At 72.0% G+C, this 23141-nt stretch carries 26 protein-coding genes and 2 pseudogenes; 14 read left to right on the plus strand and 14 right to left on the minus strand.

Annotated elements, in window-relative coordinates; translation table 11 throughout:
• Positions 1-25 precede the first annotated feature (25 nt).
• From bar to BJY14_RS06710, 8 genes are all read right to left on the minus strand, one after another.
• Positions 26-1138, minus strand: coding sequence for a barbiturase (bar, locus tag BJY14_RS06675; protein ID WP_218905167.1), 1113 nt, complete (start codon positions 1136-1138; stop codon positions 26-28).
• A gap of 39 nt (positions 1139-1177) precedes the next feature.
• On the minus strand, positions 1178-2164 hold the full coding sequence (locus BJY14_RS06680) for a carbamate kinase (RefSeq protein ID WP_312879031.1): 987 nt from the start codon (positions 2162-2164) through the stop codon (positions 1178-1180).
• A 107-nt stretch (positions 2165-2271) separates the two neighbouring features.
• Positions 2272-3435: a pyridoxal phosphate-dependent aminotransferase gene (locus BJY14_RS06685; protein WP_179842807.1), complete on the minus strand. Its 1164-nt coding sequence runs from the start codon at positions 3433-3435 to the stop codon at positions 2272-2274.
• Between the two features lie 247 nt (positions 3436-3682).
• The gene (locus BJY14_RS06690) at positions 3683-4288 is read right to left on the minus strand and encodes a response regulator transcription factor (protein WP_179842808.1); all 606 of its coding nucleotides are present in this window, start codon (positions 4286-4288) and stop codon (positions 3683-3685) included.
• On the minus strand, positions 4285-5556 hold the full coding sequence (locus BJY14_RS06695; RefSeq protein WP_246395825.1) for a sensor histidine kinase: 1272 nt from the start codon (positions 5554-5556) through the stop codon (positions 4285-4287). The genes BJY14_RS06690 and BJY14_RS06695 overlap by 4 nt, the downstream gene beginning before the upstream one ends.
• Before the next feature lie 47 nt (positions 5557-5603).
• The gene (locus BJY14_RS06700) at positions 5604-6413 is read right to left on the minus strand and encodes an ABC transporter permease (RefSeq protein WP_179842809.1); all 810 of its coding nucleotides are present in this window, start codon (positions 6411-6413) and stop codon (positions 5604-5606) included.
• Positions 6410-7354 carry an ABC transporter ATP-binding protein gene (locus BJY14_RS06705; RefSeq protein WP_179842810.1) on the minus strand — a complete coding sequence of 315 codons (945 nt, stop codon included), beginning with the start codon at positions 7352-7354 and terminating at the stop codon, positions 6410-6412. The genes BJY14_RS06700 and BJY14_RS06705 overlap by 4 nt, the downstream gene beginning before the upstream one ends.
• Before the next feature lie 120 nt (positions 7355-7474).
• The gene (locus BJY14_RS06710; RefSeq protein ID WP_179842811.1) at positions 7475-8116 is read right to left on the minus strand and encodes an NAD(P)-dependent oxidoreductase; all 642 of its coding nucleotides are present in this window, start codon (positions 8114-8116) and stop codon (positions 7475-7477) included.
• A 98-nt stretch (positions 8117-8214) separates the two neighbouring features.
• On the opposite strand from BJY14_RS06710, the gene BJY14_RS06715 reads away from it, so the two are divergent.
• Positions 8215-8790: a TetR/AcrR family transcriptional regulator gene (locus BJY14_RS06715; protein ID WP_179842812.1), complete on the plus strand. Its 576-nt coding sequence runs from the start codon at positions 8215-8217 to the stop codon at positions 8788-8790.
• Here the strand turns inward: BJY14_RS06715 and BJY14_RS06720 are convergent.
• Both BJY14_RS06720 and BJY14_RS06725 read right to left on the minus strand, forming a co-directional pair.
• Positions 8787-10184 (minus strand): acyl-CoA synthetase, encoded by a 1398-nt coding sequence (locus BJY14_RS06720; RefSeq protein WP_179842813.1) that lies wholly within the window; start codon positions 10182-10184, stop codon positions 8787-8789. The two genes, BJY14_RS06715 and BJY14_RS06720, sit on opposite strands and share 4 nt — an antisense overlap.
• Positions 10184-11350, minus strand: coding sequence for a CaiB/BaiF CoA transferase family protein (locus BJY14_RS06725; RefSeq protein ID WP_246395826.1), 1167 nt, complete (start codon positions 11348-11350; stop codon positions 10184-10186). The genes BJY14_RS06720 and BJY14_RS06725 overlap by 1 nt, the downstream gene beginning before the upstream one ends.
• 43 nt (positions 11351-11393) lie before the next feature.
• Here BJY14_RS06725 and BJY14_RS06730 point away from each other — a divergent pair, with 43 nt between their 5' ends.
• Entirely contained in the window at positions 11394-11996 is a 603-nt protein-coding gene (locus tag BJY14_RS06730; protein ID WP_312879032.1) for a uridine kinase family protein, read from the plus strand.
• Between the two features lie 20 nt (positions 11997-12016).
• Here BJY14_RS06730 and BJY14_RS06735 read toward each other — a convergent pair whose 3' ends face one another.
• The gene (locus BJY14_RS06735; protein WP_179842815.1) at positions 12017-13243 is read right to left on the minus strand and encodes a phospholipase D-like domain-containing protein; all 1227 of its coding nucleotides are present in this window, start codon (positions 13241-13243) and stop codon (positions 12017-12019) included.
• A gap of 473 nt (positions 13244-13716) precedes the next feature.
• Here BJY14_RS06735 and BJY14_RS06740 point away from each other — a divergent pair, with 473 nt between their 5' ends.
• The 6 genes and pseudogenes from BJY14_RS06740 (at position 13717) to BJY14_RS06765 (ending at position 17104) form a co-directional block, all read left to right on the plus strand.
• Positions 13717-14289, plus strand: coding sequence for an RNA polymerase sigma factor (locus tag BJY14_RS06740; protein ID WP_312879033.1), 573 nt, complete (start codon positions 13717-13719; stop codon positions 14287-14289).
• Complete coding sequence (locus BJY14_RS06745) at positions 14282-15148, plus strand: CU044_5270 family protein (RefSeq protein ID WP_179842817.1); 867 nt, start codon at positions 14282-14284, stop codon at positions 15146-15148. Before BJY14_RS06740 ends, BJY14_RS06745 begins: the two co-directional genes overlap by 8 nt.
• Before the next feature lie 314 nt (positions 15149-15462).
• Positions 15463-15897 (plus strand): VOC family protein, encoded by a 435-nt coding sequence (locus tag BJY14_RS06750; protein WP_179842818.1) that lies wholly within the window; start codon positions 15463-15465, stop codon positions 15895-15897.
• 33 nt (positions 15898-15930) lie between these two features.
• Positions 15931-16431 (plus strand): hypothetical protein, encoded by a 501-nt coding sequence (locus BJY14_RS06755; protein WP_179842819.1) that lies wholly within the window; start codon positions 15931-15933, stop codon positions 16429-16431.
• Positions 16432-16484: 53 nt separating this feature from the next.
• Positions 16485-16637: pseudogene (locus tag BJY14_RS06760) on the plus strand (IS256 family transposase); the annotation flags it as partial.
• Positions 16634-17104 (plus strand): hypothetical protein, encoded by a 471-nt coding sequence (locus tag BJY14_RS06765; RefSeq protein ID WP_179842820.1) that lies wholly within the window; start codon positions 16634-16636, stop codon positions 17102-17104. The pseudogene BJY14_RS06760 and the gene BJY14_RS06765, both read left to right, overlap by 4 nt.
• Before the next feature lie 50 nt (positions 17105-17154).
• On the opposite strand, the pseudogene BJY14_RS44955 reads toward BJY14_RS06765, so the two are convergent.
• Positions 17155-17232: pseudogene (locus tag BJY14_RS44955) on the minus strand (IS5/IS1182 family transposase); the annotation flags it as partial.
• A 134-nt stretch (positions 17233-17366) separates the two neighbouring features.
• On the opposite strand from BJY14_RS44955, the gene BJY14_RS06770 reads away from it, so the two are divergent.
• From BJY14_RS06770 to BJY14_RS06795, 6 genes are all read left to right on the plus strand, one after another.
• Positions 17367-17849: a hypothetical protein gene (locus tag BJY14_RS06770; RefSeq protein WP_179842821.1), complete on the plus strand. Its 483-nt coding sequence runs from the start codon at positions 17367-17369 to the stop codon at positions 17847-17849.
• Positions 17850-18546: 697 nt separating this feature from the next.
• Entirely contained in the window at positions 18547-19317 is a 771-nt protein-coding gene (locus tag BJY14_RS06775) for a transposase family protein (protein WP_179842248.1), read from the plus strand.
• Positions 19318-19371: 54 nt separating this feature from the next.
• Positions 19372-20304, plus strand: coding sequence for a helix-turn-helix domain-containing protein (locus BJY14_RS47150; RefSeq protein ID WP_179842822.1), 933 nt, complete (start codon positions 19372-19374; stop codon positions 20302-20304).
• 248 nt (positions 20305-20552) lie between these two features.
• Positions 20553-20969, plus strand: coding sequence for a hypothetical protein (locus BJY14_RS06785; RefSeq protein ID WP_179842823.1), 417 nt, complete (start codon positions 20553-20555; stop codon positions 20967-20969).
• Between the two features lie 108 nt (positions 20970-21077).
• A complete protein-coding gene (locus BJY14_RS06790) occupies positions 21078-21437 on the plus strand; it encodes a hypothetical protein (protein ID WP_179842824.1) in 360 nt (119 codons plus the stop codon).
• Between the two features lie 166 nt (positions 21438-21603).
• Positions 21604-21996: a hypothetical protein gene (locus BJY14_RS06795; protein WP_179842825.1), complete on the plus strand. Its 393-nt coding sequence runs from the start codon at positions 21604-21606 to the stop codon at positions 21994-21996.
• 356 nt (positions 21997-22352) lie between these two features.
• Here the strand turns inward: BJY14_RS06795 and relB are convergent, their stop codons facing one another.
• Both relB and BJY14_RS06805 read right to left on the minus strand, forming a co-directional pair.
• A complete protein-coding gene (gene relB, locus BJY14_RS06800; protein WP_179842826.1) occupies positions 22353-22703 on the minus strand; it encodes a type II toxin-antitoxin system RelB family anti-toxin in 351 nt (116 codons plus the stop codon).
• The gene (locus BJY14_RS06805; RefSeq protein WP_179842827.1) at positions 22700-22975 is read right to left on the minus strand and encodes a type II toxin-antitoxin system RelE/ParE family toxin; all 276 of its coding nucleotides are present in this window, start codon (positions 22973-22975) and stop codon (positions 22700-22702) included. The genes relB and BJY14_RS06805 overlap by 4 nt, the downstream gene beginning before the upstream one ends.
• Positions 22976-23141 lie beyond the last annotated feature (166 nt).

Below are 23141 nucleotides of genomic sequence, written 5' to 3' on the forward strand. Positions count from 1 at the left end.
GATACTCTCCGCACCTGAGGTGCTTTCAGCCGAGGTCGGCGATGGCCGCGACGGTGCCGCCGCCCGACGGCCCCTGGTGCACCGCCGCGACCGACACGAACACCGCCGGGTCGCCGGTGACGGAGGCGGCGACGCCGCCGACGCACGCCTTGATCTGCCGGTGCCAGTGCACGTCGGAGTCGTCCAGCATGATGTTGCGGCGGCCCCGGACCGAGCCGCCCGGGTCGGCCTCGCACTTGATGAACACGTTGACGAGCCGGTCGCCGAGGTCGGACGTGCGGGGCCGTTCGGGCAGGTCCAGGCCCGCCGACCGGACGGCGTCCCAGATCCCGTCGGCGTCGAGCGCGTCCTTCATCACCCCGTGCCCGGCCCGGTAGCGGCCGCCGATGCCGCGCACGTTGCCGACGACCACGATCTGCGCCCGGTCCAGCTCCACTCCGGACGAGCACGACGCCACCGACGAGTACAGCGACAGGTCCTTGTGGATCTGCTCGGCGGACGGCGCCTCGATCTCGCCGAGCGCGACGGCGATGCCGAGCGCGGTCGTGGAGTTGGAGATGTCCATCGACTTGAGGGTGTCCTCGGTGACGACGTCGCGGCCGCGCGCCTTCGCGTCGTTGATCGTGTCGAGGGTGAGCAGCGGCGTCTTGGTCTGCACGTAGTGGACGTCGGCGGGATCGTCGATCCCGGCGGTCTTCATGGCCTCGCGGACGCCGGCGGCGACGGTCTCCACCATCGCGGGACGGCCGATGTCCTCGGGCAGGATGACCTCGCTCATCGCGACGCCGACCGACAGCCTCGGCTCGCCGGAGGCGGGGACGCGGGCGGGGTCGGCGGTCGCGAAGACGGTCGCGTGCGGGCTGAGCACCCCGTCCGTGCCTCCCGACCACACCAGCGGGACCCGCGCCACCTCCTCCGCCGTCCGGGTGCCCCTGGCGAGGAGCACCTCGCGGAACGCCCGGTCGGCGAGCAGCCGCGTGTAGTCGTTCACGCCGCCGTTGCCCTCGGTCTTGCCGACGACGGCGAGGACCCGGTCGGCCTCCAGGACGCCGTCGTCGATCAGCCGGGCCAGCCCGGACGCGTCGGTCACGCTCTCGATGGGGATCTTGCGGACTTCGATCGGATCGGGCACCGTCATCGCTCCTCAGCTGCTCTGGTGATCGGTCTCTACCCGGGGTCAGCCCTCGACGACCGTCCCGGCCCTGCCGTGCGCGGCGTCGCCGAGCCGGGCCAGCGAGGCGATCGCGGCGCGCCGGCCGCCGCCCGCGACGAACCGCCGCACCGCCTCGACCTTCGGGCCCATGCTGCCGCCGGCGAAGTGCCCGGCGGCGGCCAGCGCGGCCAGCTCCGCGACCGTCGTGCGGTGCAGCGGGCGGGCCCGCGGCGTCCCGAACCCGGTCATCGCGTGCTCCACGTCCGTGGCGATCACGAGGGTGGTCGCCTCCAGGCGGCGCGCCAGCAGCTGCGCGGCCAGGTCCTTGTCGACGACGGCCTCGACGCCGCGCAGCGCCCCGTCCGCCCGGGCCACGGGCACTCCCCCGCCGCCCGCGGCGACCACGACGTGCCCGGCGTCCAGCAGCAGCGCCGCTGCGTCGGCGTCCAGGATCTCCAGCGGCTCGGGCGAGGCGACGACGCGCCGCCAGCCCCGGTCCCCGAACCGCCTCCACACCTCGCCGAGCGCCATCGAGCGGCGGGCCTCGGCCTCCGGGAAGTAGCGGCCGACCGGCTTGGCGGGGGCCGCGAACCCGGGGTCGGCGGCGTCCACGAGCGTCCGCGTCACCACCGTGGACACCGGGCGGGCGAAGCCCCGCGCGGCCAGCGCCCGCTCCAGCGCGTTCATGATCATCACGCCGACGGTGGCCTGGGTCTGCGCGCCGCACCAGTCCAGCGGGACGGGCGGCACCACGCCCGCCGCCAGCTGGTTCTTGATCAGCAGGTTGCCGACCTGCGGGCCGTTGCCGTGCGTGAGCGCGACCCGCGCGCCCGCCGCGGCCAGGTCCGCCACGCGCGCCATCGCCGCCTCGATCGCGGCCGCCTGCGCGTCCGGGGTGGCGCTGCCGTCCGGTGCGGTCATGGCGTTGCCGCCGAGGGCGATCAGGATCCGCTCGCCGCCGAGCGTCCCGCCGCGCCCGCGGTCGCGTCCTTCTGCAGGGACCCAGGTCACGGGACGGACGCTAACCCGGGCGGCCGCCGCCCCTCACGGGCGAATTCCGCCCAAGGAACGGCGTTTCTTCGGCAGGTTCCGGCAATGCTCCGCGCCGCGCGGGCCCCTCAGCGCAGGCGCGCGAGGCGGCTCACTGCCTCGTCGATGACCTCGTCCTTTTTGCAGAACGCGAACCGGACGAAGTGGGCGCCCGCCTCGGCGTGGTCGTAGAACACCTGGCTCGGGATCGCGACGACGCCCGCCTTCTCCGGCAGCGCGCGGGCCAGCTCCCTGCCGTCGGTGAAGCCGAGCGGCCGGATGTCGGCCTGCACGAAGTAGGTGCCCTGCGGGCGGTAGGCCGCGAACCCGGCCGCCTCCAGACCGGTGATGAGCCGGTCCCGCTTGGCCTGGAGCGACTTGCGCAGCTCCTCCACCCAAGGGATCTCGTTGCGCAGCGCGTACGCGGCGGCGTGCTGGTAGGGGGCGCTGACCGCGTAGGTGAGGAACTGCTTCACGGTCTGGACGGCCCGGATGTGGGGGGCGGGCGCCGTCACCCAGCCGGTCTTCCACCCCGTGACGGAGAACGACTTGCCCGCGGACGACACCGAGACCGTCCGCTCGCGCATGCCGTCGAGCGTCGCCAGCGGGACGTGCTCGGTCTCGTCGAACGTCAGGTACTCGTACACCTCGTCGGTGATCGCCACCAGGTCGCGCTCCCGGCAGACGTCCGCGATGGCCTCCAGCTCGTCCCGCGTGAACACGGTGCCGGCCGGGTTGTGCGGCGAGTTCACCAGGATCGCGCGGGTGCGCGGGCCGACGGCGGCGCGCAGCTCGTCCGGGTCGAAGGTGAAGCGCCCCTCCACCGGGCGCAGCGTGACCGGCCTGCGCACGGCCCCGGCGAGCGCGATCACGGCCGCGTAGGAGTCGTAGTACGGCTCGAACACGACGACCTCGTCGCCCGGCCCCGCCAGCGACAGCACGGACGCGGCGATCCCCTCGGTCGCGCCCACGGTCACGAACACCTCGGTCGCCGGATCGAACTCCAGCCCGTAGCGCTCCAGCCGCTGCGCCGCCACGGCCTCCCGGAGCACGGGCAGGCCGGGGCCGGGCGGGTACTGGTTCGCACCCGTCCGGATGGCGTTCACCGCCGCGTCCAGGACCCCGGCCGGGCCGTCCTCGTCCGGGAAGCCCTGGCCCAGGTTGATGGCGCCGGTCCGGACGGCGAGAGCCGACATCTCAGCGAAGATCGTCTCGCCGAATCCCTGCATGCGCTCGACCAATGGCTCGCTCACGCCCCAAGCCTAGGCTGTGTTCCAAAGTCCCGGCCCACTCCGCTCGCCTGGCGGCTCGCTACGTGACCGGGCCTGGGCGAACGCGGCATCGCTTCGCGATCTGCCCGGCTCCGCTCGCCTCCGGCCTCGCTCCACCGGCCAGGTCACGCGTTCGCGCGGCATGGCCAGGGCGACTTCGAGACAGGCCCTAGGCCCCCGCCAAGGCCCGGGCGGAGATCACGGCCCCGCGGGGACGTCTCCCCGCAGGTCAGATCCAGCCCATGTCGATCGCGGCGCGGGCGGCGCGGACGCGGGTGGGTTCGCCCATCTTCGCCATGGCGGTCGACAGGTAGTTGCGGACGGTGCCCTCCGACAGGTGCAGGTCGGCCGCGATGCGGGCGGTCTCGGCGCCGGACCCGGCGAGGCGCAGGACGTCGCGCTCGCGCTCGGAGAGCGGGTTGTCCCCGGCGGCCATCGCGCTGGCGGCCAGCTCGGCGTCCAGGTACCGGCCGCCGCCGTGGATCTTGCGGATGGCGCTGGCGAGCTCGTCGGTGGGAGCGTCCTTGGCGACGAAGCCGCGGACCCCGGCGGACATGGCACGGCGCAGGTAGCCGGGGCGGCCGAAGCTCGTGAGGATGCACACCGCGCAGCGGGCGCCGGAGGCGTTCAGCTCCTCGGCGACGGCGAGGCCGTCCGCGCCCGGCATCTCGATGTCGAGGACGGCGACGTCCGGGCCGTGCGCGGCCACCGCGGCGGCGACCTCGTCACCGCGGCCGACCTCGGCGACGACCTCCAGGTCGGGCTCCAGGCCGAGGAGCGCGGCCACGGCGCCGCGGATGAGGTGCTCGTCGTCGGCGAGCAGGACACGGATCACGCGCGCCTCCCGGCCGGGAGCGCCCGGCCGTTCTCCCGCGCGCCGCCCTCGTCCGGCCCGTGCGGGGGCGGGAGCGGGACGGCGGCGCGCAGCAGGAACCCGTCGCGGCCGTGCCGCCCCGCGGTGATCTCGCCGCCGAGCACGGCGACGCGCTCGGCGAGGCCGGTCAGGCCCGAGCCCTCGGCGGTCTCGGCGCCGCGGACGCCGTCGTTGCGCATCTCCAGGACCACGGAGTCACCGTAGACCGCGTCGCCGTACACGCCGAGCGAGATCGCGCAGTTCCTCGCCTCGCTGTGCTTGATGACGTTGGTGGCGCCCTCGCGGATCACCCAGGCGAGCACCGAGCGGGCCTCGGGCGGCAGGCCGTCCGGCAGCGGGCCGATCTCGCAGTGCACTCCGGCGGCCTCCAGCACGGCCCGGACCCCGGCCAGCTCGGCGTCCAGCTCCACGGCCCGGTAGCCGCGGACGGCGGCGCGGACCTCCCTGAGGGCCTCCCGCGCGGCGCGCTGGACGTCGGCCATCTCGGCGCCCGCCCGGTCGGGGTCGTCGCGCACCGTCCGCTTGGCCAGTTCGCTCTTCACCGCGATGAGGGACAGGCTGTGGCCGAGCAGATCGTGCAGGTCGCGGGAGAAGCGGAGCCGCTCCTCGGTGACCGCGAGCCGGGCGAGGGCGTCGCGGGCCGCGTAGGCCTCCTGGTGCAGCTCCCACATGCGCCGCTGGTACCGGTTGACGAACACGACGACCCCGGAGATCGCGGTGTACACCGCGGCCAGCACCGGGAAGATCACGTACCAGGGGGCGTCGCTGTCGGGGTAGAGGCGGCCCGTGGCGATCGTGCCCACCGCCCCGCAGTACGCCCCGGTGCCGGCGCACAGCGCGACGATCCGCTTCCGTCCCATCGGGGACAGCACCACGGCCGAGACCCAGAAGACGGGGATGACGCTGAACCACGGACTGGTGAGCAGCATCAGGCTCAGCGCGGCGGCGACGACGCCGCTGCCCACGACGTCGCGCCTGGACGCGCCGCCTTCGAGGCCCTCCCGGACGAGCCGCGTGTAGCACCAGGCGAGCACGCAGAGCCCCGCGATGACCGCGGCGATGACGGGCACGCCCGCGTCGCCGTTGGTGTAGGCGTCTTCGAGCCCGTACAGGCCCGGCAGGACGAAGCCCGCTGCGGCGAACATGAACGAGCGGTAGGTCACCCGCCGGTACCGCTCCAGCTTGCGGGCGGCCTGTTCCTCGATGTCCGCCGTGGTCGCGACCGCCATGTACTCGATCCTCCTCGCATCGCACTGTAATGCCGGCCCGCGCGTCCTCAGGCGCGGCGCGGCTCCCACCGGAACCAGCGGGCGGCCAGCAGGCGGCCGAACGCGGCCCAGAAGGCCAGGAGGAAGAACGGCCGCACGCAGCAGAGCCAGCCTTCGGCGATGCCGACGGACGGATGGCCGGGGCGGTGCACGAAGTCCTGGCCGAAGTACCCCGTCCGGACGATCTCCACGACCGGGCTGAGCGGGACCCACCGGCAGGCCTCCTGGACCCAGCCGGGCAGGCCGTCCAGCGGGAACATGACGCCGGCCCCGAGCATGCACCCGAACATGATCGGCAGGACGGTGAGCTGCGCCAGCTCCGCGTTCGGGGTGATCCCCGAGACGGCGAACGCGAGCGTCGCGAACACGGCGGCGCCGCCCGCGAGCCCGGCCAGCACCAGGACGGGGTCGGCGGGGACGCGGCCGCCCATCGCGGCGCCGAGCAGGACGAGCAGCGCGACGGCCTGCACCGCGTACAGCGCGGTCGCGGTGAGGACGCTGCCGGCGGTGATCTCCGCGTCGGACAGGGCGGTGCCGCGCAGCCGCTTGAGCGTGCGGTCCTCGCGGCGGGCGGTGAGGATGTTGACGAGGTTCATGAAGACGGCGAAGACCAGGAAGAACCCCAGATGGCCGGTGCCCTGGAGGAGGGCGCCGTCCACGCCGTCGATCTTCTCGCCGCGGACCGGGACGAGCATGGCCGCGAACAGGACGGGCAGGCCCGCGGCGGTGAACAGGGCGGTCCGGTTCCGCCAGAGCAGGGTGAGGTCGAGCCGGGCGACGCGCAGCACGGCGGCCGGGTCCAGCGAGATGGGGCTCATCGGGGGGCTCCTTCGGCGGTGCGCAGGAAAACGTCTTCGAGGGAGGCGCTGCGCGCCCGCAGGCCGTCGAGCCGGACGCCCTCCTCGTCGGCCCAGCGCAGCAGCTCGTAGAGCGCCGTCTGGAGCCCGGGGTCGTCGCCGTCGCGGGACGGTACGGCGTAGGACGCGAGGGCGCGCCCGCTCTCCACCCGGACGTCGGCGCGGACGCCCCTCAGCGGGGGCAGTTCGGCGATCTGGAGGCGCTCGGGCAGCCGGAAGTCGATGCGGTCGCCGTGCCCGGCGACGACGTCGGCGACCGTGCCGGACGCCTCGATCCGGCCCCGGTGCAGGATCGCGAGCCGGTCGGCGAGGTGCTCGGCCTCCTCCAGGTAGTGGGTGGTGAGCAGGACGGCCGTGCCGCCGGCCACCACGTCCCTGACGATGTCCCAGGTCGCGCGCCGGGCCTCGGGGTCCATGCCGCTCGTCGGCTCGTCCAGGAACAGGACGTCGGGCCTGCCGAGCAGGGCCAGCGCGAGGTCGAGGCGGCGTTTCTGGCCGCCGGACAGCTGCCGCACCCGCACGTCCGCCTTCTCGGCTAGGCCCGCCATGGCGACGGCCTCGTCCCGCTCGCGCGCGCGGCGGGTGAAGCCGCGCCAGTGCTCGACGGTCTCGGCGACGGTGAGGTCGGCGAAGAAGCCGCCGTCCTGGAGCATGATGCCCATGCGCGGGCGGACCTCGCGGCGCTCCCGGTGCGGGTCGTGGCCGAGGACCCGGACCGTTCCCTCGTGGACGGTCCGGTGGCCCTCCAGCGTTTCGAGGGTGGTGGTCTTCCCCGCGCCGTTCGTGCCGAGCAGCGCGAACAGCTCCCCCGCCGCGACGTCGAACGAGATCCCGGCGACGGCCTCGAAGTCCCCGTACCGCTGCCGGAGGGCGTCGACGCGGATGGCTGGGTTCGTCTTCATGCCCCCAGCGTCGCGGCCGCGCGGGCGCCCCGGTAGAAGCGCGTGTCACCGGTTCCGGAGGCGCCCTGTCAGGTGATCGGCATGACAGGTGTCACGCCCCTTCCCCCGGCCCGCGGATCCTCAGCCCGCGACGCTGACGACGTGCCCGATGGTGGACGGGTCGCCGGTGATGTCGAGGAGCGCGGTGGCCAGGTCGGCGCGGGCGATCGACATGCCGCCGAAGACGTTGCGGTCGAGCGCCCTGCGGTAGCGGCCGTTGCCGGGGCCGCCGGTGAGGCGCGGCGGGCGGACGATCGTCCAGGCGAGGCCGCAACCGCGGGTGAGATCCTCGGCGGCGCGCATGTCGGCGAACGCGTGCTTGAGGAGCGGGCCCAGGACGAGCGGCTTGACCACGAACCGGGTGAGCGGGTCGTCGCCCGGCCCGGCGTGGAGCCCGGACGCGCTGGTCAGCACGAACCGCTCGGCCCCGGCCGCGCGCATGGCCGCGATGATGGCACCGGTGCTGGCCGCGCAGACGCTGGTCGGCCGGCGGCCGTCGCGGGTGCCGATCGCGGTGACGACGGCGTCGCACCCCTTGACCGCCTCCTCGATCGCGGCCGGGTCCATGGCGTCGGCCTGGACGACGTCGGCGCAGGCGCGGACCTCGCCGGGCAGGGCGGTGGGGTCGCGGACGACGGCGGTCACCTCGTGGCCGGCGTCCAGCGCGCGCCGGGCGACCTGGACGCCGGTGCCGCCGGTCGCCCCGAACACCGTGAGTCTCATCGTGTCCTCCTGGAAAGTCGACGGGTCTGGGGGGGGTGAGTGAGTGCTTACTAACCTCTATCGTGGTGAGCGTTCACTCACCTGTCAAGGGGGCCTCATTGAGCGCGCGCGAACGGATCCTCGACGCCGCGGCGGACATCATGCGGCGGCACGGGGTAGCCCGCGCCACCACCAAGGAGATCGCGAAGGCGGCCGGCTACTCCGAGGCGCTGCTCTACAAGCACTTCCGCGACAAGGAGGAGCTGATGCTCAGCGTGCTGAAAGAGCGCATGCCACCGTTCACCTCGACGGCCGTCCCGGGCGAGGGCACCGTCGAGTCCAACCTCGTCAAGGTCGTCCACGGCGCGCTGCGCTTCTACCGGCGGGCGTTCCCGATGATGATCTCGATGGTGGCGCAGCCCCGGCTGATGCACGCCAGCCGCGAGTCGCTGCGCAAGTACGGCGCGGGCCCGCAGGAACCGGTGCGCGCGCTGGCCCGGTACCTGGACGCCGAACGCGACCTCGGCCGGGTCGCAGCGTCCGCCGACACGCGGGCCGCGGCGGCCCTGCTGATGGGCGCGTGCTTCCAGCAGGGCTTCCTGCTCTACTTCGCGGAGGGCGAGGAGGCCCCCGACCATCCCGAGCCGTTCGCCCGCGACCTGGTCCGGCCCGTCCTCCCCGAACTCCTCCCCTAGAGCTCGCCCAGGCGGGCCTTGACGACCTTGCCCATGGCGTTGCGGGGCAGGGAGCCGACCAGGTGGACGACGCGGGGCCGCTTGTGCACCGACAGGCGCTCGGCCACGAAGTCGATGAGCTGCTTCTCGCCGATCCCGTCGGCTACGACGTAGGCGGTGACCTGCTCGCCGAGGTCGTCGTGCGGAGTGCCGACGACGGCGGCCTCCCGCACGGCCGGGTGGGCGAGCAGCGCGTTCTCGATCTCGCCCGCGCCGATCCGGTAGCCGCCGCTCTTGATGAGGTCGGTGGACGCGCGCCCGACGATCCGGTGCCAGCCGTCCGGGCCGATCGTGGCGATGTCGCCGGTGCGGAACCAGCCGTCCGCCGTGAACGACTCCGCCGTCGCCTCCGGCCGGTTGAGATACCCCTTGAACAGCAGCGGCGCACGGACGTGCAGCTCACCGGGCGTCTCCCCGTCCGGCGGGACGGGCGAGCCGTCCTCGGCGGCCAGGCGGGTCCGCACACCGGGCAGCGGCGTGCCGACGTAGCCGGGGCGCCGGTCGCCCTCCGCGCGGGCGCTGACCGTGATGAGGGTCTCGGTCATGCCGTACCGCTCGACCGGACGGTGCCCGGTGAGGGCCGAGAGCCGCTCGAAGACGGGTACGGGCAGCGGCGCGCTGCCGGACACGAGCAGCCGCGCGCCGCGCAGGGCCTCCGCGGTGGACGGGTCCGCCGCCGTCCTCGACCAGACGGTGGGGACGCCGAAGAACAGGCTGCCGCCGTCGTCCTGCGCCGCCGCCGCGTACAGCTCCGGCTTGGGCCGCCCGGTGTGGACGAGCCGCGAGCCGACCCGCAGGGGGCCGAGCACGCCGAGGACGAGGCCGTGCACGTGGAACAGCGGAAGCCCGTGGACCAGGACGTCGGCGGGCGTCCAGGCCCAGGCCTCGGCCAGGGCGTCGAGCCCGGCGGCGATCGCGCTCCGCGAGACCAGCACGCCCTTCGGCGCGCCCGTCGTCCCGCTCGTGTAGAGGATCAGGGCGGTCGCGTCGGGCGCGACCTCCGCGTCCACGCCGCCGTCGTGAGGCGACAGCCAGTCGACGGGGAGGAGCGGCGGCTCCGTGCTGGAGACCTCCGTCCTCCCGCCCGCGAGGATCAGGCTCGCGCCGGAGTCGCCGAGGATGTGCGCGCGTTCGGCGGGCCCGGAGTCGGGGGGCAGCGGCACCACGGGGACGCCCGCGAGGAGGCCCCCCACGACCGCCGCGACCGTCTCCAGGGACGCCGTGGCGTGCACGGCGACCGCGTCCGCGCCCCGGATCTCCGCGGCGACGGCCGACGCCCAGCCGAGCAGCTCGTCGCGTGGCATTTCCCGTCCGGCGATCCGCACCGGGCCGCCCGTCCCGCCGAGCAGATCCATCACTCGCCCCTCTCCTCGCGCTCTCTGTCCTCGAGCCAGGCCATGACCGCGGCGGTGTGCTCCCCGAGCAGCGGCGGCGCGGTGTGCCCGCGCGGCGGCGCGCCGTCGAAGCGCAGCGGCGGCCCCGGCAGCTCGATCGGTCCGAGCTGCGGGTGGTCCACCTCGATGACCAGGCCCTGCGAGCGGGTCTGCTCCCACTCGTACACCTCGTCGATCGACCGGATCGTCCCCGCCGGGACGCCCGCCTCGCCGAGCCGGCCGAGCCAGGCGTCGCGCGTGCCGCCCGCGAGGACCCGCTCGATGTCGGCGGCCAGTTCGGCGCGCCGGGCCGCGCGGTCGGGGATCGTCGCGTAGCGGGGGTCGTCCGGGTCCAGGCCGACGATCGGTGCGAACCTGCGCCACAGGCTCTGGTTCGCGACGCCGATCTGGAGCTGCCCGTCCTTGCAGCGGAACGTCCCGTAGGGGGCGATGGACGGGTGGTCGTTGCCGACCGACTCCGGGACCTCCCGGGCCACGGTCCAGCGCGTCCCCTGGAACATGTGGGCGCCGACCACCGACGCCAGCAGCGAGGTGCGCACGACGGACCCGCGCCCGGTGCGCGACCGCTCGTACAGGGCGGCCAGCACGCCCGCGACGCCGTTGCCCGCGGCGAGGATGTCGGCGATCGACAGGCCGACCTTGCTCGGCGCGCCGGGCGGCCCCGTCACGCTCATGATCCCCGCCTCGCCCTGCATGATCGCGTCGTAGCCGGGGCGCCCGCCCTCGGGCCCGTCGTGCCCGAACCCGGTGATGGACAGGACGACCAGTCCCGGGTTCAGCTCGTGCAGCCGCTCCACCGGGAAGCCGAGCCGGTCGAGCACGCCCGCCCGGAAGTTCTCCACGAGCACGTCGGCGTGCCGGACGAGCCGGGCGAGGACGTCGCGGCCCTCGTCCGACTTCAGGTCGAGGGTGATCGACTCCTTGTTCCGGTTGATCGACAGGTAGTAGGTGCTCACCCGCTCCCCGCCCGCGAACGGCGGGCCCCAGCCGCGGGTCTCGTCCCCGTCGCCGGGCCGCTCGACCTTGATCACGCGGGCGCCGAGGTCGGCGAGCGTCATGGTGGCCTGCGGGCCCGCCACGACGCGGCTGAGGTCGACGATCACGACGCCTTCGAGCGGTCCGGGCAAGGGCGTTCTCCTTCTCGGGCTGGCACCTGGAAGTATGCCGTCCGTGCCGCAGTCCGCCATGCCCTCCCCCGCTGGGCCCCGCCCCAGCGTGACCTACCCCGCGCTCGCCGCGCGGCTGCTCGCGCTGCCGCCGTCCTGCGGCCCGGTGCGGATCGTCGCGGTCGACGGCCCGAGCGGCGCGGGCAAGTCCACGTTCGCGGACCACCTCGCGGAGGTCCTGGTCGGCGCCCCGGTCGTCCGGTCGGACGACTTCCGGGTGCCGTGGGACGCCGACCCGCTCACCTGGTGGGAGCCCCTGCGCCACGCGGTGCTCGACCCGCTCCGGGACGGGCGCCCCGCCGTGCTGCGCCGCTACGACTGGCACCGCGACCGCTACGGCCCCGAGGAGCGCGTCCCGCCCGCACCCGTCCTGATCATCGAGGGCGTCGGCTCCGCCTGGGCGAAGTCGCCCGCCGCCTACCGGATCTGGATCGACGCACCGTACGACCTGCGCCGCGCCCGCGCCCTCGACCGGGACGGCCCCGAATACACCGGAGCCTGGGAGGACTGGGCCGTCCGCGAGCAGGCCCACTTCGCCGCCGACGCCACCCTCGACCGCTGCGACCTCCTCGTGGACGGCACCACCTTCACCCCGCACCGCCTCTAGGCCCGCCCCGCGGGGCGGGCCTAGAGGAAGCGGCGGATCGGCGTGATCGACATCTCCTTGGCGCGCTGCGTCACGGAGCGCCGGGCCCACCGCGCGTGATCGACCCGCTCGCTGCGGGCGAGGTCCTCGTCGAAATGGGCGTCCAGGGTCGCGGTCAGCCCCTGGTCGATCACGGCGAGCATGACCTCCTCGTCGTGGTCCATCGAGCGCCGGTTGAAGTTCGTGGACCCGATGAGCGAGACCATTCCGTCCATGGTGAGGATTTTCGTGTGCAGCATCGCGGGCTGGAACTGGTGAATGCGAACTCCGCACTTCAGAAGATCCTCGTAATGGCGCTGGCTCGCCAGCCGGCTCACCCGCTTGTCGGCGTGCGGGCCGGGGAGGAGCATCTCCACCTCGACGCCGCGGGCGACGGTCTCGCACAACAGATTGACGAAATAGTCGTCGGGCGCGAAATAGGCGGAGGCCAGCCGCAGCCGGTTCTCGGCGAGCTGGAGGACGACGCGCAGGAGGGTCTGCATGTCCTGCCAGCCGACGCTGGCCGACCCCCGCACCACCTGCACCACGGCGTCCCCGGCCGGTTCGTGGCCGACGAAACGGTCGCGGTCGTCGAACAGCATGTCGTGGCACTCGGCCCAGTTCTGCGCGAAAGCGGCGGCGACCCCGTCCACCGCGGGCCCGCGGACCTCGAAATGGCTGTCGCGCCACTCGCTCTCGTCGCGGGCGTCACCGCACCATTCCTCCGCGATGCCGACACCGCCGGTGAAGGCCACCTGCTCGTCCACCACCAGCACCTTGCGGTGGCAGCGGTGGTTCTGCTTGAACGGCGACACGTAGACGGGCTTGCGGAACCAGGCGACCGTCACTCCGGCCTCCTCCATCCGCTCCACCAGGTCTTTCTCGATCTGCCAGGCGCCGATGCCGTCCAGGAGCAACCGGACCCGCACCCCGTCGCGGGCGCGCTCCGACAACGCGTCGGCGAACCGGTGCGCGATGTCACCGCGCCAGTACACGTAGGTCATCATGTCGATGGTGCTCCGCGCCCCGGCGATCTCGTCCAGCATCCGGGGGAAGATCTCGTCCCCGTTGCGCAGGGGCGTCACGGCGTTGCCCTCCGTCGCCGCCACGCCGATCAACCGCTCCAGAGCGCGGCGGATCCGGTGCGCGCGTTCGTCGGACGGGGCGTCGGACGCAGAGGAGAGCAGGTCGTCTCCGGGGGGCGTCGGCTCCTGCTGCGACACGGTCATCTGCTGTCTTCTCCTTAAACCAAGGCCGGCGATCGAGGGGGCTCGTGCCGCAACACCGAAAGCACGAAATGATCGCCGCTCGGCGGGGATGCGTCCCCCCGGATACGCGTTTCATGCCGCCGCGCCGCGAGGTGAGAGCAAATCGACATCATTTCCCACCACACAATGCACGCATGCGGACACCGAGCGTACCTCCACCCGACAGTGGTCCTTACCAGGCCCGGAAAATGCGCCCCGCAGCGAAGACCAGCCGAAATCTAGATCGAAATGCCGGTCGGGCATACACCCCGGGCACGGCCGCACGACTTCTGCCTCGCCGTCGAAGATCTCGACCCGGCTGCGCGACCTGGGCGTGGCGTCGGACGGCGGACCCGCGGCGGGCCGGGCGGGGTGGGAACGCGTCCGGGGGGTGCGGCGAAGGGTCGGTGATGATCGACCACCTCAGTCAGGGGAACGCTGATGGAGACACGAACGTGACCGCTGACGTCGACCGGCAGCAAGCGGACGCGGAGCTCGTCGCCCGGTTCCGGCGGGATCCGGACGAGTTCACCGCCGTCTACGACCGGTACTTCCGCGATGTGTACCGGTACGCGGTCGGACGGCTGGACGTGCAGGCAGGCGAGGACATCGCCGCGGAGACGTTCTGCGTGGCCTTCGCGCAGCGGGATCGCTTCGACCTGTCACGGGGCGGCCTGCGGCCGTGGCTGTTCGGCATCGCCACGAATCTGGTGGCGCGGCACCGCCGCAAGGAGGCCCGCCACTACAAGGCACTGATGCGGGCGGGCACGGTGCCCTCCGCCGAGGGCCCCGAGAGCCGTGTCGTCGCCTCGCTGGCGGCGCGGGGCCTGCAGCCACAGCTCCTCAAGGCCCTCACCAGGCTGAACCGGGGCGAGCGTGACGTCGTCCTGCTCATCGCCCTCGGCCAGCTCAGCCATGAGGAGGTGGCCCGGACCCTCGGCGTAGCCGACGGCACGGTCCGCTCCCGGCTCAGCCGGGCCCGCAGGAAGTTCCAGCAGCTGATCAACAGGGAGGAACTCGATGGATGACCTGCAGCTTCTCGAGGCCGCGCTGACCAAGCCCGAGCCGTCGGCCGAGACGCTCGACCGCCGCCGGCACCAGCTCCAGAACACCATGCGCGGCCCCGCCCGCACGCACCGGTCGCGCCGCCCGATGCTCGCGATCGGAGCGACCGCCGCCGCGGGCACCGTGGCCGTCGCCGTCGCCGCCACGGGCGCGCTGGCCCCGGGCTCGGCGCACAAGGACCGCACGACCACGGCCGAGATGTCGGGCTCGCAGGTCCTTCTCGTCGCGGCCACCACCGCGGAGACGAAGCCGGCGGCCTCGGGCACCTACTGGCACGTCAAGAACGTCGGCGCGACCGGCACCGCCCAGACGTTCGAGAGCTGGACGACGACCGACGGCCGCAGATGGGTCCGCGTCCAGGGAGGGGCGGTCACCGAGCTCCCCGGGCGGCACCCCATCACGGTGCGCCGGACCCGCCTCCGGATGGAGCAGGTCGCGAAGCTGCCGGCCTCCCCCTCCGCCCTGAAGGCGAGGCTGCTGGGCAGCGCGACCGTTCCGGCCAAGGACTCCAAGGACCCGGCCGTGAGGGAGACCCTCACGATCATGCTCCTGGAGAACCTGCTCTCCGAGGTCCCGGCCCCGCCCAAGGTCCGCGCCGCGGCCCTCCGCGCCCTCGCCTCCCTGCCCGACGTCAAGAACCTGGGCAGGGTCCCCGGCGGGCAGAGCCTGCAGTTCTCAGGCCAGGGCGGCGGGACGAAGCTGGTGGTCGACCCGAAGACCTCCGCGGTGAGCGGCGAAGGTTACGCCGACATCAACGGGAGGCAGGAGTCGATGGGGCAGACCACCATCACGGCAGCCTGGACCAACGAGCCGCCCCGATAACCGGCCTCCCACGAACGACGGCCACCGCTGCGGACACCTGGGCGTCTCAGACCCAGCCGACCAGCGGTGGCCGCGCCGGCGTTCCCGAGGGGGCGCCCAGCAGCGCCGCCCAGCCGGCGGGCGCGTCCGCTCGGTAGTCCCGCCTCCGCCGGAGCGATGCGGTCGCGCCGCACGCGCGGGGTGGCGCCCAAGGCCGCGTCCTCGGTGGCCATGCGGCCGATTCTCGCCGGTCACGCCCGGTCGAGGGTGGTACCCGTGTTCCTACCGTCGATCCGTCTCTTGAAGGGGGCCGCGCCGTCGGCGAAGTTGATCGCATGAGCATCGCCTTCTCCCATGACCACATCGGCCTCAGCGTGACCTCTGAGGACCTCGAACCCACCATCGACTGGTACTGCCGGACGCTCGGCTTCACCGTCGAACGGCGATTCGACACCCACGGCATGATCTTCGCGTTCCTCATCTGCGGTGACGTGAGAATCGAGCTGATGGCGACCGCGTCCAAGCGCCAGGCGCCGACCGGCGACATCCTGTCGAGCATGGACCCGGCGCGCGTGCACCACTTCTGCCTCGCCGTCACAGATCTCGACGCTGCCGTTTCCGAGCTGCGCGACCGGGGCGTGAACCTGATCGGCGGCCCGATGGCCGTGGCGGAGATCGGTCAGCGCGTCGCGTTCATCACCGACAACCTCGGCAACATCATCGAACTCGCCGAACCCGGCACCCGCCCCTCGGACCCCCGCCAGACCTGACCGGGCCACCGCCCCATACGCCATGATCTGCACGTGACCAACGAGCAGATCGCCTGGGACCGGTGGCTCACCGGCCTCCCGGCGCAGCAGCGCACCGCCGCGACCGGGCTGCGGGACCGCTTCGCCCGGCTCGGTGCCCCAGGGCCGGGCGAGTGGGCCCGGTCGGAGGTCTCCGAAGACATCCCCCAGATGGCACGCTTCCTCCTGCTCCGCCGGCTGTGGGACGAAGCCGTCAACGGCTGGGGCGATCCGGGCGCGGTGGAGAACATCCCGGCGGCGGCCCGCCTGCTCACCGCCGGAGCGAACCGCGACGACATCGTGCTCGCCATGCGAACCGCCGCGTTCGAGGCGGTCTTCGCCACACTGCTCGCGATCGACGAAGGCGGCCCGATCACCGCGGACGACCAGCCACTCCCGGGCTGGCGTCTTCACGAGACCGACTCCACTGCTCAAGACACCGGCCGACGCCTGGGCGGCCTCCACGAAAGCCTCCGCGAAACAGCCCCATCCGAACGCGACGCTCAAGACCTATGAGCCTGGCATGCCCCGCCGAGGTCCGCGCGCCGGAGTTCAACGACAAGCGCACCGGCCCTGCGTCGGCCATGGCGTTCAAGCTGACCGAGTGGGCCCAGGCCCGCCGGCGCGCGGTGAACGCTCCCCGCCTGGTCGCCGCCGTCGGCGCCGGGGCTCGCTTCGAACACGGCCGGCTTGTCGAGCGTCCCGAAGGAGCGGCCGCGTGAGCAGCCCCACTGACGGCCCCGCCGAGCCGGACGAGCACCACCGCTACGCCTGCCACCTGCAGGCCCTGGCCAACGTGGACGCCGACGATGAGCCCACGTTGGTGAACGAGATCCTGCAGGATCCCGACCAGGTGATGGCAGAGTCCGCAGTGGCCCGCCACATCGACGACCGGGCACGCCTCCTGCTGACCGACGAACGGTTTCCTGGCTGGGCCCACACCATGACCGGCGTCATCGGTGAGCGGGACTTCCTCACCCGCCGCCTTACCGAATGGACGCTGCTGGCAACTATCGCCCAGGACAAACCATGGGCACCCGCCCAAGTCACCGAGGCATCCGACTGGTTCCAGCGAAAGGCCGTCGAAGTCCTGACATCACCCGATGCCCTCGCCCTCCTTGCCGGCCAAGGAAGGACACGACGGGTTCGAGCGACAGCAGAGCGCCGTCAGGTGCGGCGATTGACGTAGCGCCACGCGGTGGTGATGGAGACGGCGAATCCGGCGCCCAACCCGGCTCAGGTCTCGCCCTTGCGCAGGTAGACCTGGGTCATCAGAGCCTGCATTCCCGGGGGTAGGCACCGGCCCTTGCTGCCGAGGGCCTAGCGGTGGCGGCGGACGGGACGGAAAACCCAGAACCCCCCTCGTGCCAGGGGTGGGAGCGCCCCGCAGGCTTGACATGCGGTGGGCCGCGTCCGGAAGAATCGGGAGCCGGCGGGGTTGATCATGATGTGTGGAGGCTTTCATCAACGAGTGGGCGCGGGAGTGGCTGCCTGTACACCTGGAGCGTATGGAGGACAACCTTCCGGATACGGTGACCTCTCGGGAGACCTGGCGGTGGCTCGCCCATCCGAACCTGATCGACCACGTCGTGCGAGCTCCGGTCCCGGTCACGCCCGGGCGGATTGTGCATCATACTCAGACGTTCGGTCAGCTGTTCCTGATGGTCAGTTCCTTCCCGTCGGCGAACTTCCGGAAGATTCGCAAGAAACTGCTTCCGGAGGGTTACCTGGCGATGCTGGATCCGGTGATGCACTCGTCCGGTTTCTCCAGCGGCTCGGTAGACCTCGCGCATTGGCTGCTGTTCAAGGACGAGGACGGCAGCGCACTGGTGCTGCTCTGCTACCTGGCGGCCAACCGAGAGGCGATCCCGCTGCTGCCGTTGGAGTTGCTGTCCTCCAAAGAACGCCGCCAAGTCGGTTCTTACATCATCTGATGCCATGAGGAGCGGGGCCTCCGATCCTCGTGACGGTTCCGGCGTCCGAGCGCGCTCGTAGTTCTGCAGGACGGCCAGAGGTAGGCCTTGTCGGCCAGGGTGAGGATGCCTGCCTTCTGCAGCGCGCGCCCTCGCACAGGCCTCCGAAACGATCAGCAGCGCATCGTCGAGAACGTGCAAATAGCCCCATTTGTAAACCGAGCCCCGGCCAGCGTCCGCGCCAACCCCACCGCCGCCACCGCCGCCGAGGTCGATCTCACCCTGGACGATCTCGACCTGTCCGAGGAGGCGTTCGACGACAACGACGGTGGAGGCTGCACATCGTCCCGGCCCTGTCCTCGGCGTGCGGGGCCATGCGCGATCCCTGCGGAGGCAAGCGGGTCTGGGCCCGAATCATTCCTTAGGTACAACTGGCCTGAAATCTCAATGAATGGCGCATTTCGACGCTCGGTCCAGGGGGGCGGAAAGGGCGGGGTTGCGTTCATGGAGGTGTTCGGGGGACGATGCTCCGAAACCCCGCCACGACCGTGTTCGGGTGGGTTCATGAAAGTGATCAGCACTGAGCCTTTTTCAGCGGCAGTTCGATGTGCGCTGATCACAGCATGATCGCGGACGGTGTGGGCGGTGCCGGACGTCAAGAAACCCCTGGTAGGACGGTTGGTCTCTCACAACGTCCCGTCCCCACCAGAGGCCTCACATGCTTTTGTACCGTGCTTCGCTGCCGTTGTCGCGCCGGACCCTGGCCTACGCCACCGGTGTCGTCCGCCGCCACCGCCAGGCCCTCGGCAGCAGGGGCCGGTGCCTGCCCCCGGGCATGCAGGCTCTGATGACCTTGGTCTACCTGCGCAAGGGCGAGACCTACGCCGAGCTGGGCGCCGGATTCGGCGTCTCCACCGCCACCGCGTGGCGCTACGTCAACGAGACCGTCGACCTTCTCGCCGCCCGAGCGCCCAAACTCGGTGCGGCGCTGGCCAGAGCGGTCAAAGCCGGGCTGCCTTACCTGGTGCTGGACGGCACGTTGGTCTCGATCGACAGGGTCGCCGCCGACCGGCCCTACTACTCGGGAAAACACCGCCGCCACGGCATGAACCTCCAGGTCATCGCCGCACCGGACGGGACCTTGCTGTGGGTGTCGGGACCGCTGCGCGGCTCGGTCCACGACCTGACCGCGGCCCGGATCTGGGGCGTCGTCCGGGCACTGGCGGCCACCGGGCTGCTGGTGCTGGCCGACAAGGCCTACCAGGGCGCCGGCGCGCACATCCTCACGCCCTACAAGGGACGCGACAAGCCCGAACCGCAAAAGGACGCCAACCGTGCACACGCCAAGCTCCGCGGCCCCGGCGAACGCGCGAATGCCCAGCTCAAGTCATGGCGAATCCTGCGGAAGCTGCGCTGCTGCCCCCACCGCGCCGGACGCCTCGCCAAGGCCATCCACACCCTGCAACTCCGCGAGACCGCAGCACGCTGAAAAAGGCTCACTGCCGAGGTACCGGCGGTCGAGCGATTCGCCTTCTGGCACGAGGTGACTTCGAAAGTCTGGGTCCCCTATGATCTGCGCTGCGAACCGCACCTGGAAAGCCGCTTCCAAGCGCGTCTCTGCGTCAGCGAATTCGGGCCCGTGCAGGCCTCGTTGATGACGGCCACGCCGTACTCGGTGCAGCGCACTCCCAAGCTGATCCGCCAGGCCGATCCCGGGGTCTTCAAACTGGTGTGCACGGTGCGCGGGCGCGGTGTGATGGCACAGGACGGCCGGCAAGCGGAACTCGGACCCGGTGACCTGGTGTTGGCCGACACCTCGCGTCCCTTTCAGGCGGAGTTATCGCCGCACGTCCCCGGCGGTCAGGTGCTGGTCCTGTGCCTTGCGCGCTCGTTGCTGCCGTTCCCGCATCGGGATCTCCGGCGCCTGACCGCGGTCCGTCTCAAGGGGGATCAGGGCATGGGCGCGCTGTCGTCGCAGTTCCTGCTGCAACTGGCCCGGCACATGCACGAACTCGGGCCGTCCGACACCGCCCGGCTGTCCACCCTGACGCTCGACGTGTTCAGCACGGCGCTCGCCACCGCGCTGGACGCCCAGGGCGCGGTTCCGCCCCATGCGAGGCGGCGTGCCCTGATGGCCCAGATCTTCAGCTTCATCCGGCGGAATCTGGGGGACCCGCATCTGACCCCGGACGCGATAGCAGCGGCGCACCACATCTCGCTGCGCTACCTCCACAAGCTCTTCCACCAGGAAGGGCACACCGTCGCCGGATGGGTCCGCGAGCGCCGCCTGGAGCGGTGCAGGCGCGACCTCGCCGATCCCCGGCTGGCCGATCGTCCGATCAACGCGATCGCGGCCCGGTGGGGGTTCAGCAGCGCCGCGCACTTCAGCCAGGTGTTCCGCGGGGCCTACGGCCTCTCCCCCGGCCAGTTCCGGCGGCAGTGCGCTCAGTCGACAGGCATGTGCGCGCACACGTAACGACAGGTCAGGGCGATGCCCTGCACTCTCGTTCGTGGAAACCACGCGAGGCCGGACGCTCCCTGCAAGATCCGACCTCCCCGCCCTGCATCGCTCCTGCAAGAGGCACGACCTCGCGGCACACGAGAAAGGTTGTCCTCTGATGGCACCACGAACGATGAGCAAGGCACTCGGGCTGGTGATCGGCCTGATGGTGCTCCTCGCCGGCACCGGCGCCGCCTACGCCGCGGGTCCCGGCGGCGGGGGCCGTGCGGGCCGACGGCACGCGGATCGCCTCCGCTGCGGCACAGGCCCCGCGGGACCACGGCAACGACAACGCCTCGGTGGTCGGCGTCCCCTACTGCGCCAATATCAACGTGAGCGCCGACTGCTGGACGTGGATCAAGACGACCAGCGGCACTCCCTGCCCGACCGGCCACTTCTGCATCTACACGAACGTCCTGGCCGCCGAGGGCGGCAAGGTCTTCTCCTTCTTCCACTGCCGTCGTGGCGGTTCGGACTGGGTCCTGCGGGCGTGGAACGGCGTCGGTCTCTACGACAACTCCAACACCGGCGGGGCGCACGCCTTCATCAAGGGCGCCGCGCACAACGTCCTGGTCAACGTCGCTCCCGGCACCGACGGCTCGTACGACTTCAGGCCCGCGTACTACGTCCAGGCATGCTGACCTGACGGTCCTCGAACGAACAGGACGCCGCGTCCCGTCGCCATCCGGCGGCGGGACGCGGTCGCGCCGGCAAGGGGGATACTGGCGGGTGCGGAAGGCGGCGGAACATTGATCATCGAGGTGGATCGCGGCAGCGTGGCGGCGGGCGACGACGTCCTGCCCCATGCCCGGAGCATCGACGTGCCGTCCGGGACCCCGTTGGGCGACGTGGTCGCGGGGCTCCTGGAGGAGCATTTCCTTGCCGTGATCGCCAGCGGGCGGGCGACGTGGATCCTCGTGGCCGACGGTCCGCTGGCGGTCGTGGCGCAGCAGTGGGACGAGCCGCGCTACCTCGTGGACGCCTCGCAGCCGATCAGCTCGTTCGGCGGCAACGGGGGCCGGGTCTCGCTCATGTTCCGCTACTGGAAGCAGCACGACCCCGACCACGTCTTCGCCGAACTCGCCGCCGGCCGCGAACCCCGGCGGTAGCGCTCAGGGGTCGACGTCGGCGGAGGTGGCGCCGCCGGGTGGGGATATGCCGGCGAACTTGCGTTTGCCCTGGTCGCGGATGGCGGGTCACGTGGGGCTCGAACCGGCCATCGGGGCTTGCTCCCGCGCCCGGAACGGGTATCGCCGGGTGGACGTCGTAAGGATCATGCTGAGAGTTGAGGACTTCATGGCGCCGGCCGATGTGGACACCGACGTCGCGGCCAACGTGCTCGCCTATGTGGCCGAGTTGGAGCGGCGTGGTGTCGTCGTCTCCGAGGTGGAGCACGAGCCGGACGCCGACGGCGCGGAGGAGTGGTCGTTCCGCCTCAAGATCGCGAATCGGTGGCTGGTGCGCGTCATGATGCCGGTCTGGCCGCTGGAATGGGTACAGCGCCCCGCGGAGTTCGAGGAGCAGATCGCAGGAACCGAGTGGCAAGGCGGCATGTACGTCGACGGGAGCCTGGACGGCCCGACCGACTTCGACGACGAGTACCCGACCTGGGAGGAGGCCGTCGAAGCGGGCGTCCGCATCGCCCAGGGCGCTGAGCAGGAGGACTGACCGGCCCCAGATGAACGGCGGATATCGCAAGGTCGCGGCCATACCGCGTATCTCGCGTAGCAGCAGGTTCGAAGCCTGGTCGTCGAGACCGAAGCACGCCAGTTCACGGCCATTGTGCCGAGGAGTGGAGAGGCCTCCGCGAAGCCGGGGCGGGACCGTGACCTTGACGCCTCGTTCGGGGCTCATGGTCCCAGGGGTCGAGGGAGTCGACGGGGGCGGAGGTGGCACCGGCGGCGAGTCGCGGGTAGCCGGGGCCTCGGTCGAAGAACGGGACGGGGCCGCGTTCCGCTCGCAGACGCGCCCTCAGGGTCGCGGTCGCCTCGGTGTCCACCGCCCCGTCTGTCAGGATCACGCCGTCATGCGGTGGCGAGCAGTTCGGTCTCCGCCGCGCCGGCGTCGCCTTCCCCGACGATGACCCGGAACCGCAGGCCGAGGGCGTGCCCGAGCCGGTTCAGTACGGCCAGGGTCGGAACTCCTCCACCGCCGGATTCGATGCGGGAGACCGCTGGCTGCCGCATCCCGGCGCGGCGGGCCAGTTCGGTCTGGGACATGCCCAGCTCGGTTCTCCGAGCGTAGACGGCACGGCCGAGGGCGATCGCCAGGCGCGCTTCCTCGTGGGCGAGCCGGTACTCGTCGGTGTCTCGCTTGGCGGCCAGGCCGGGGTGGTCGCCGAGGAGAACGTGCGGGCTGCTCCGCTGACTGCTCATGAGCCCTCCGGACTCTCGATGACGCTGATGATCTGGTCGGTGTCGTGTTCGGCTTCGCAGACCTTCTGTGCTTGTTTGGCCCGTCTCACCTGCGCGGTCTCGGCGTCTCGGGTCTTGCGGAACACCGTTGACAGTACGACCCGGTCGTGCCCGGGAAACCAGTAGGTGATCCGGATGTCCTTGGGGTGGAGGTTGATCCGCAGTTCCCACACGCCGTCACCAAGTGGTCTGGACAGGGGCATGCCGAGGCAGGTTCCTTCGACCGCGAGCATGCCGCACACCACGTCCGCTCGCGCCAGTTGAGCGGACGCGAGCTACATGAGCCAGTCGACGACTTCCGGCTCAGCCTGGATCTCGAACAGCCCCATGCATCCAATGTTATAGCCAACGCACCCCCTGGCATCCGCTGGCGGCGACAAGGCCGGATCGGATCGGGCT

The organism is Actinomadura luteofluorescens (genome assembly GCF_013409365.1).
In the GTDB taxonomy this organism is placed as follows: Bacteria; Actinomycetota; Actinomycetes; order Streptosporangiales; family Streptosporangiaceae; genus Spirillospora; species Spirillospora luteofluorescens.

Bases quoted from the DNA above. Each gene is read 5' to 3' on its own strand.
- BJY14_RS06795 (WP_179842825.1), top strand. From the start codon at position 21,604: ATGCTGAGAGTTGAGGACTTCATGGCGCCGGCCGATGTGGACACCGAC.
- BJY14_RS06695 (WP_246395825.1), bottom strand. From the start codon at position 5,556: ATGGCGGTCGCGACCACGGCGGACATCGAGGAACAGGCCGCCCGCAAG.
- BJY14_RS06720 (WP_179842813.1), bottom strand. From the start codon at position 10,184: ATGGATCTGCTCGGCGGGACGGGCGGCCCGGTGCGGATCGCCGGACGG.
- relB (WP_179842826.1), bottom strand. From the start codon at position 22,703: ATGAGCAGTCAGCGGAGCAGCCCGCACGTTCTCCTCGGCGACCACCCC.
- BJY14_RS06805 (WP_179842827.1), bottom strand. From the start codon at position 22,975: ATGCTCGCGGTCGAAGGAACCTGCCTCGGCATGCCCCTGTCCAGACCA.
- BJY14_RS06745 (WP_179842817.1), top strand. From the start codon at position 14,282: ATGGATGACCTGCAGCTTCTCGAGGCCGCGCTGACCAAGCCCGAGCCG.
- BJY14_RS06775 (WP_179842248.1), top strand. From the start codon at position 18,547: ATGCTTTTGTACCGTGCTTCGCTGCCGTTGTCGCGCCGGACCCTGGCC.
- BJY14_RS06700 (WP_179842809.1), bottom strand. From the start codon at position 6,413: ATGAGCCCCATCTCGCTGGACCCGGCCGCCGTGCTGCGCGTCGCCCGG.
- BJY14_RS06705 (WP_179842810.1), bottom strand. From the start codon at position 7,354: ATGAAGACGAACCCAGCCATCCGCGTCGACGCCCTCCGGCAGCGGTAC.
- bar (WP_218905167.1), bottom strand. From the start codon at position 1,138: ATGACGGTGCCCGATCCGATCGAAGTCCGCAAGATCCCCATCGAGAGC.
- BJY14_RS06750 (WP_179842818.1), top strand. From the start codon at position 15,463: ATGAGCATCGCCTTCTCCCATGACCACATCGGCCTCAGCGTGACCTCT.
- BJY14_RS06735 (WP_179842815.1), bottom strand. From the start codon at position 13,243: ATGACCGTGTCGCAGCAGGAGCCGACGCCCCCCGGAGACGACCTGCTC.
- BJY14_RS06710 (WP_179842811.1), bottom strand. From the start codon at position 8,116: ATGAGACTCACGGTGTTCGGGGCGACCGGCGGCACCGGCGTCCAGGTC.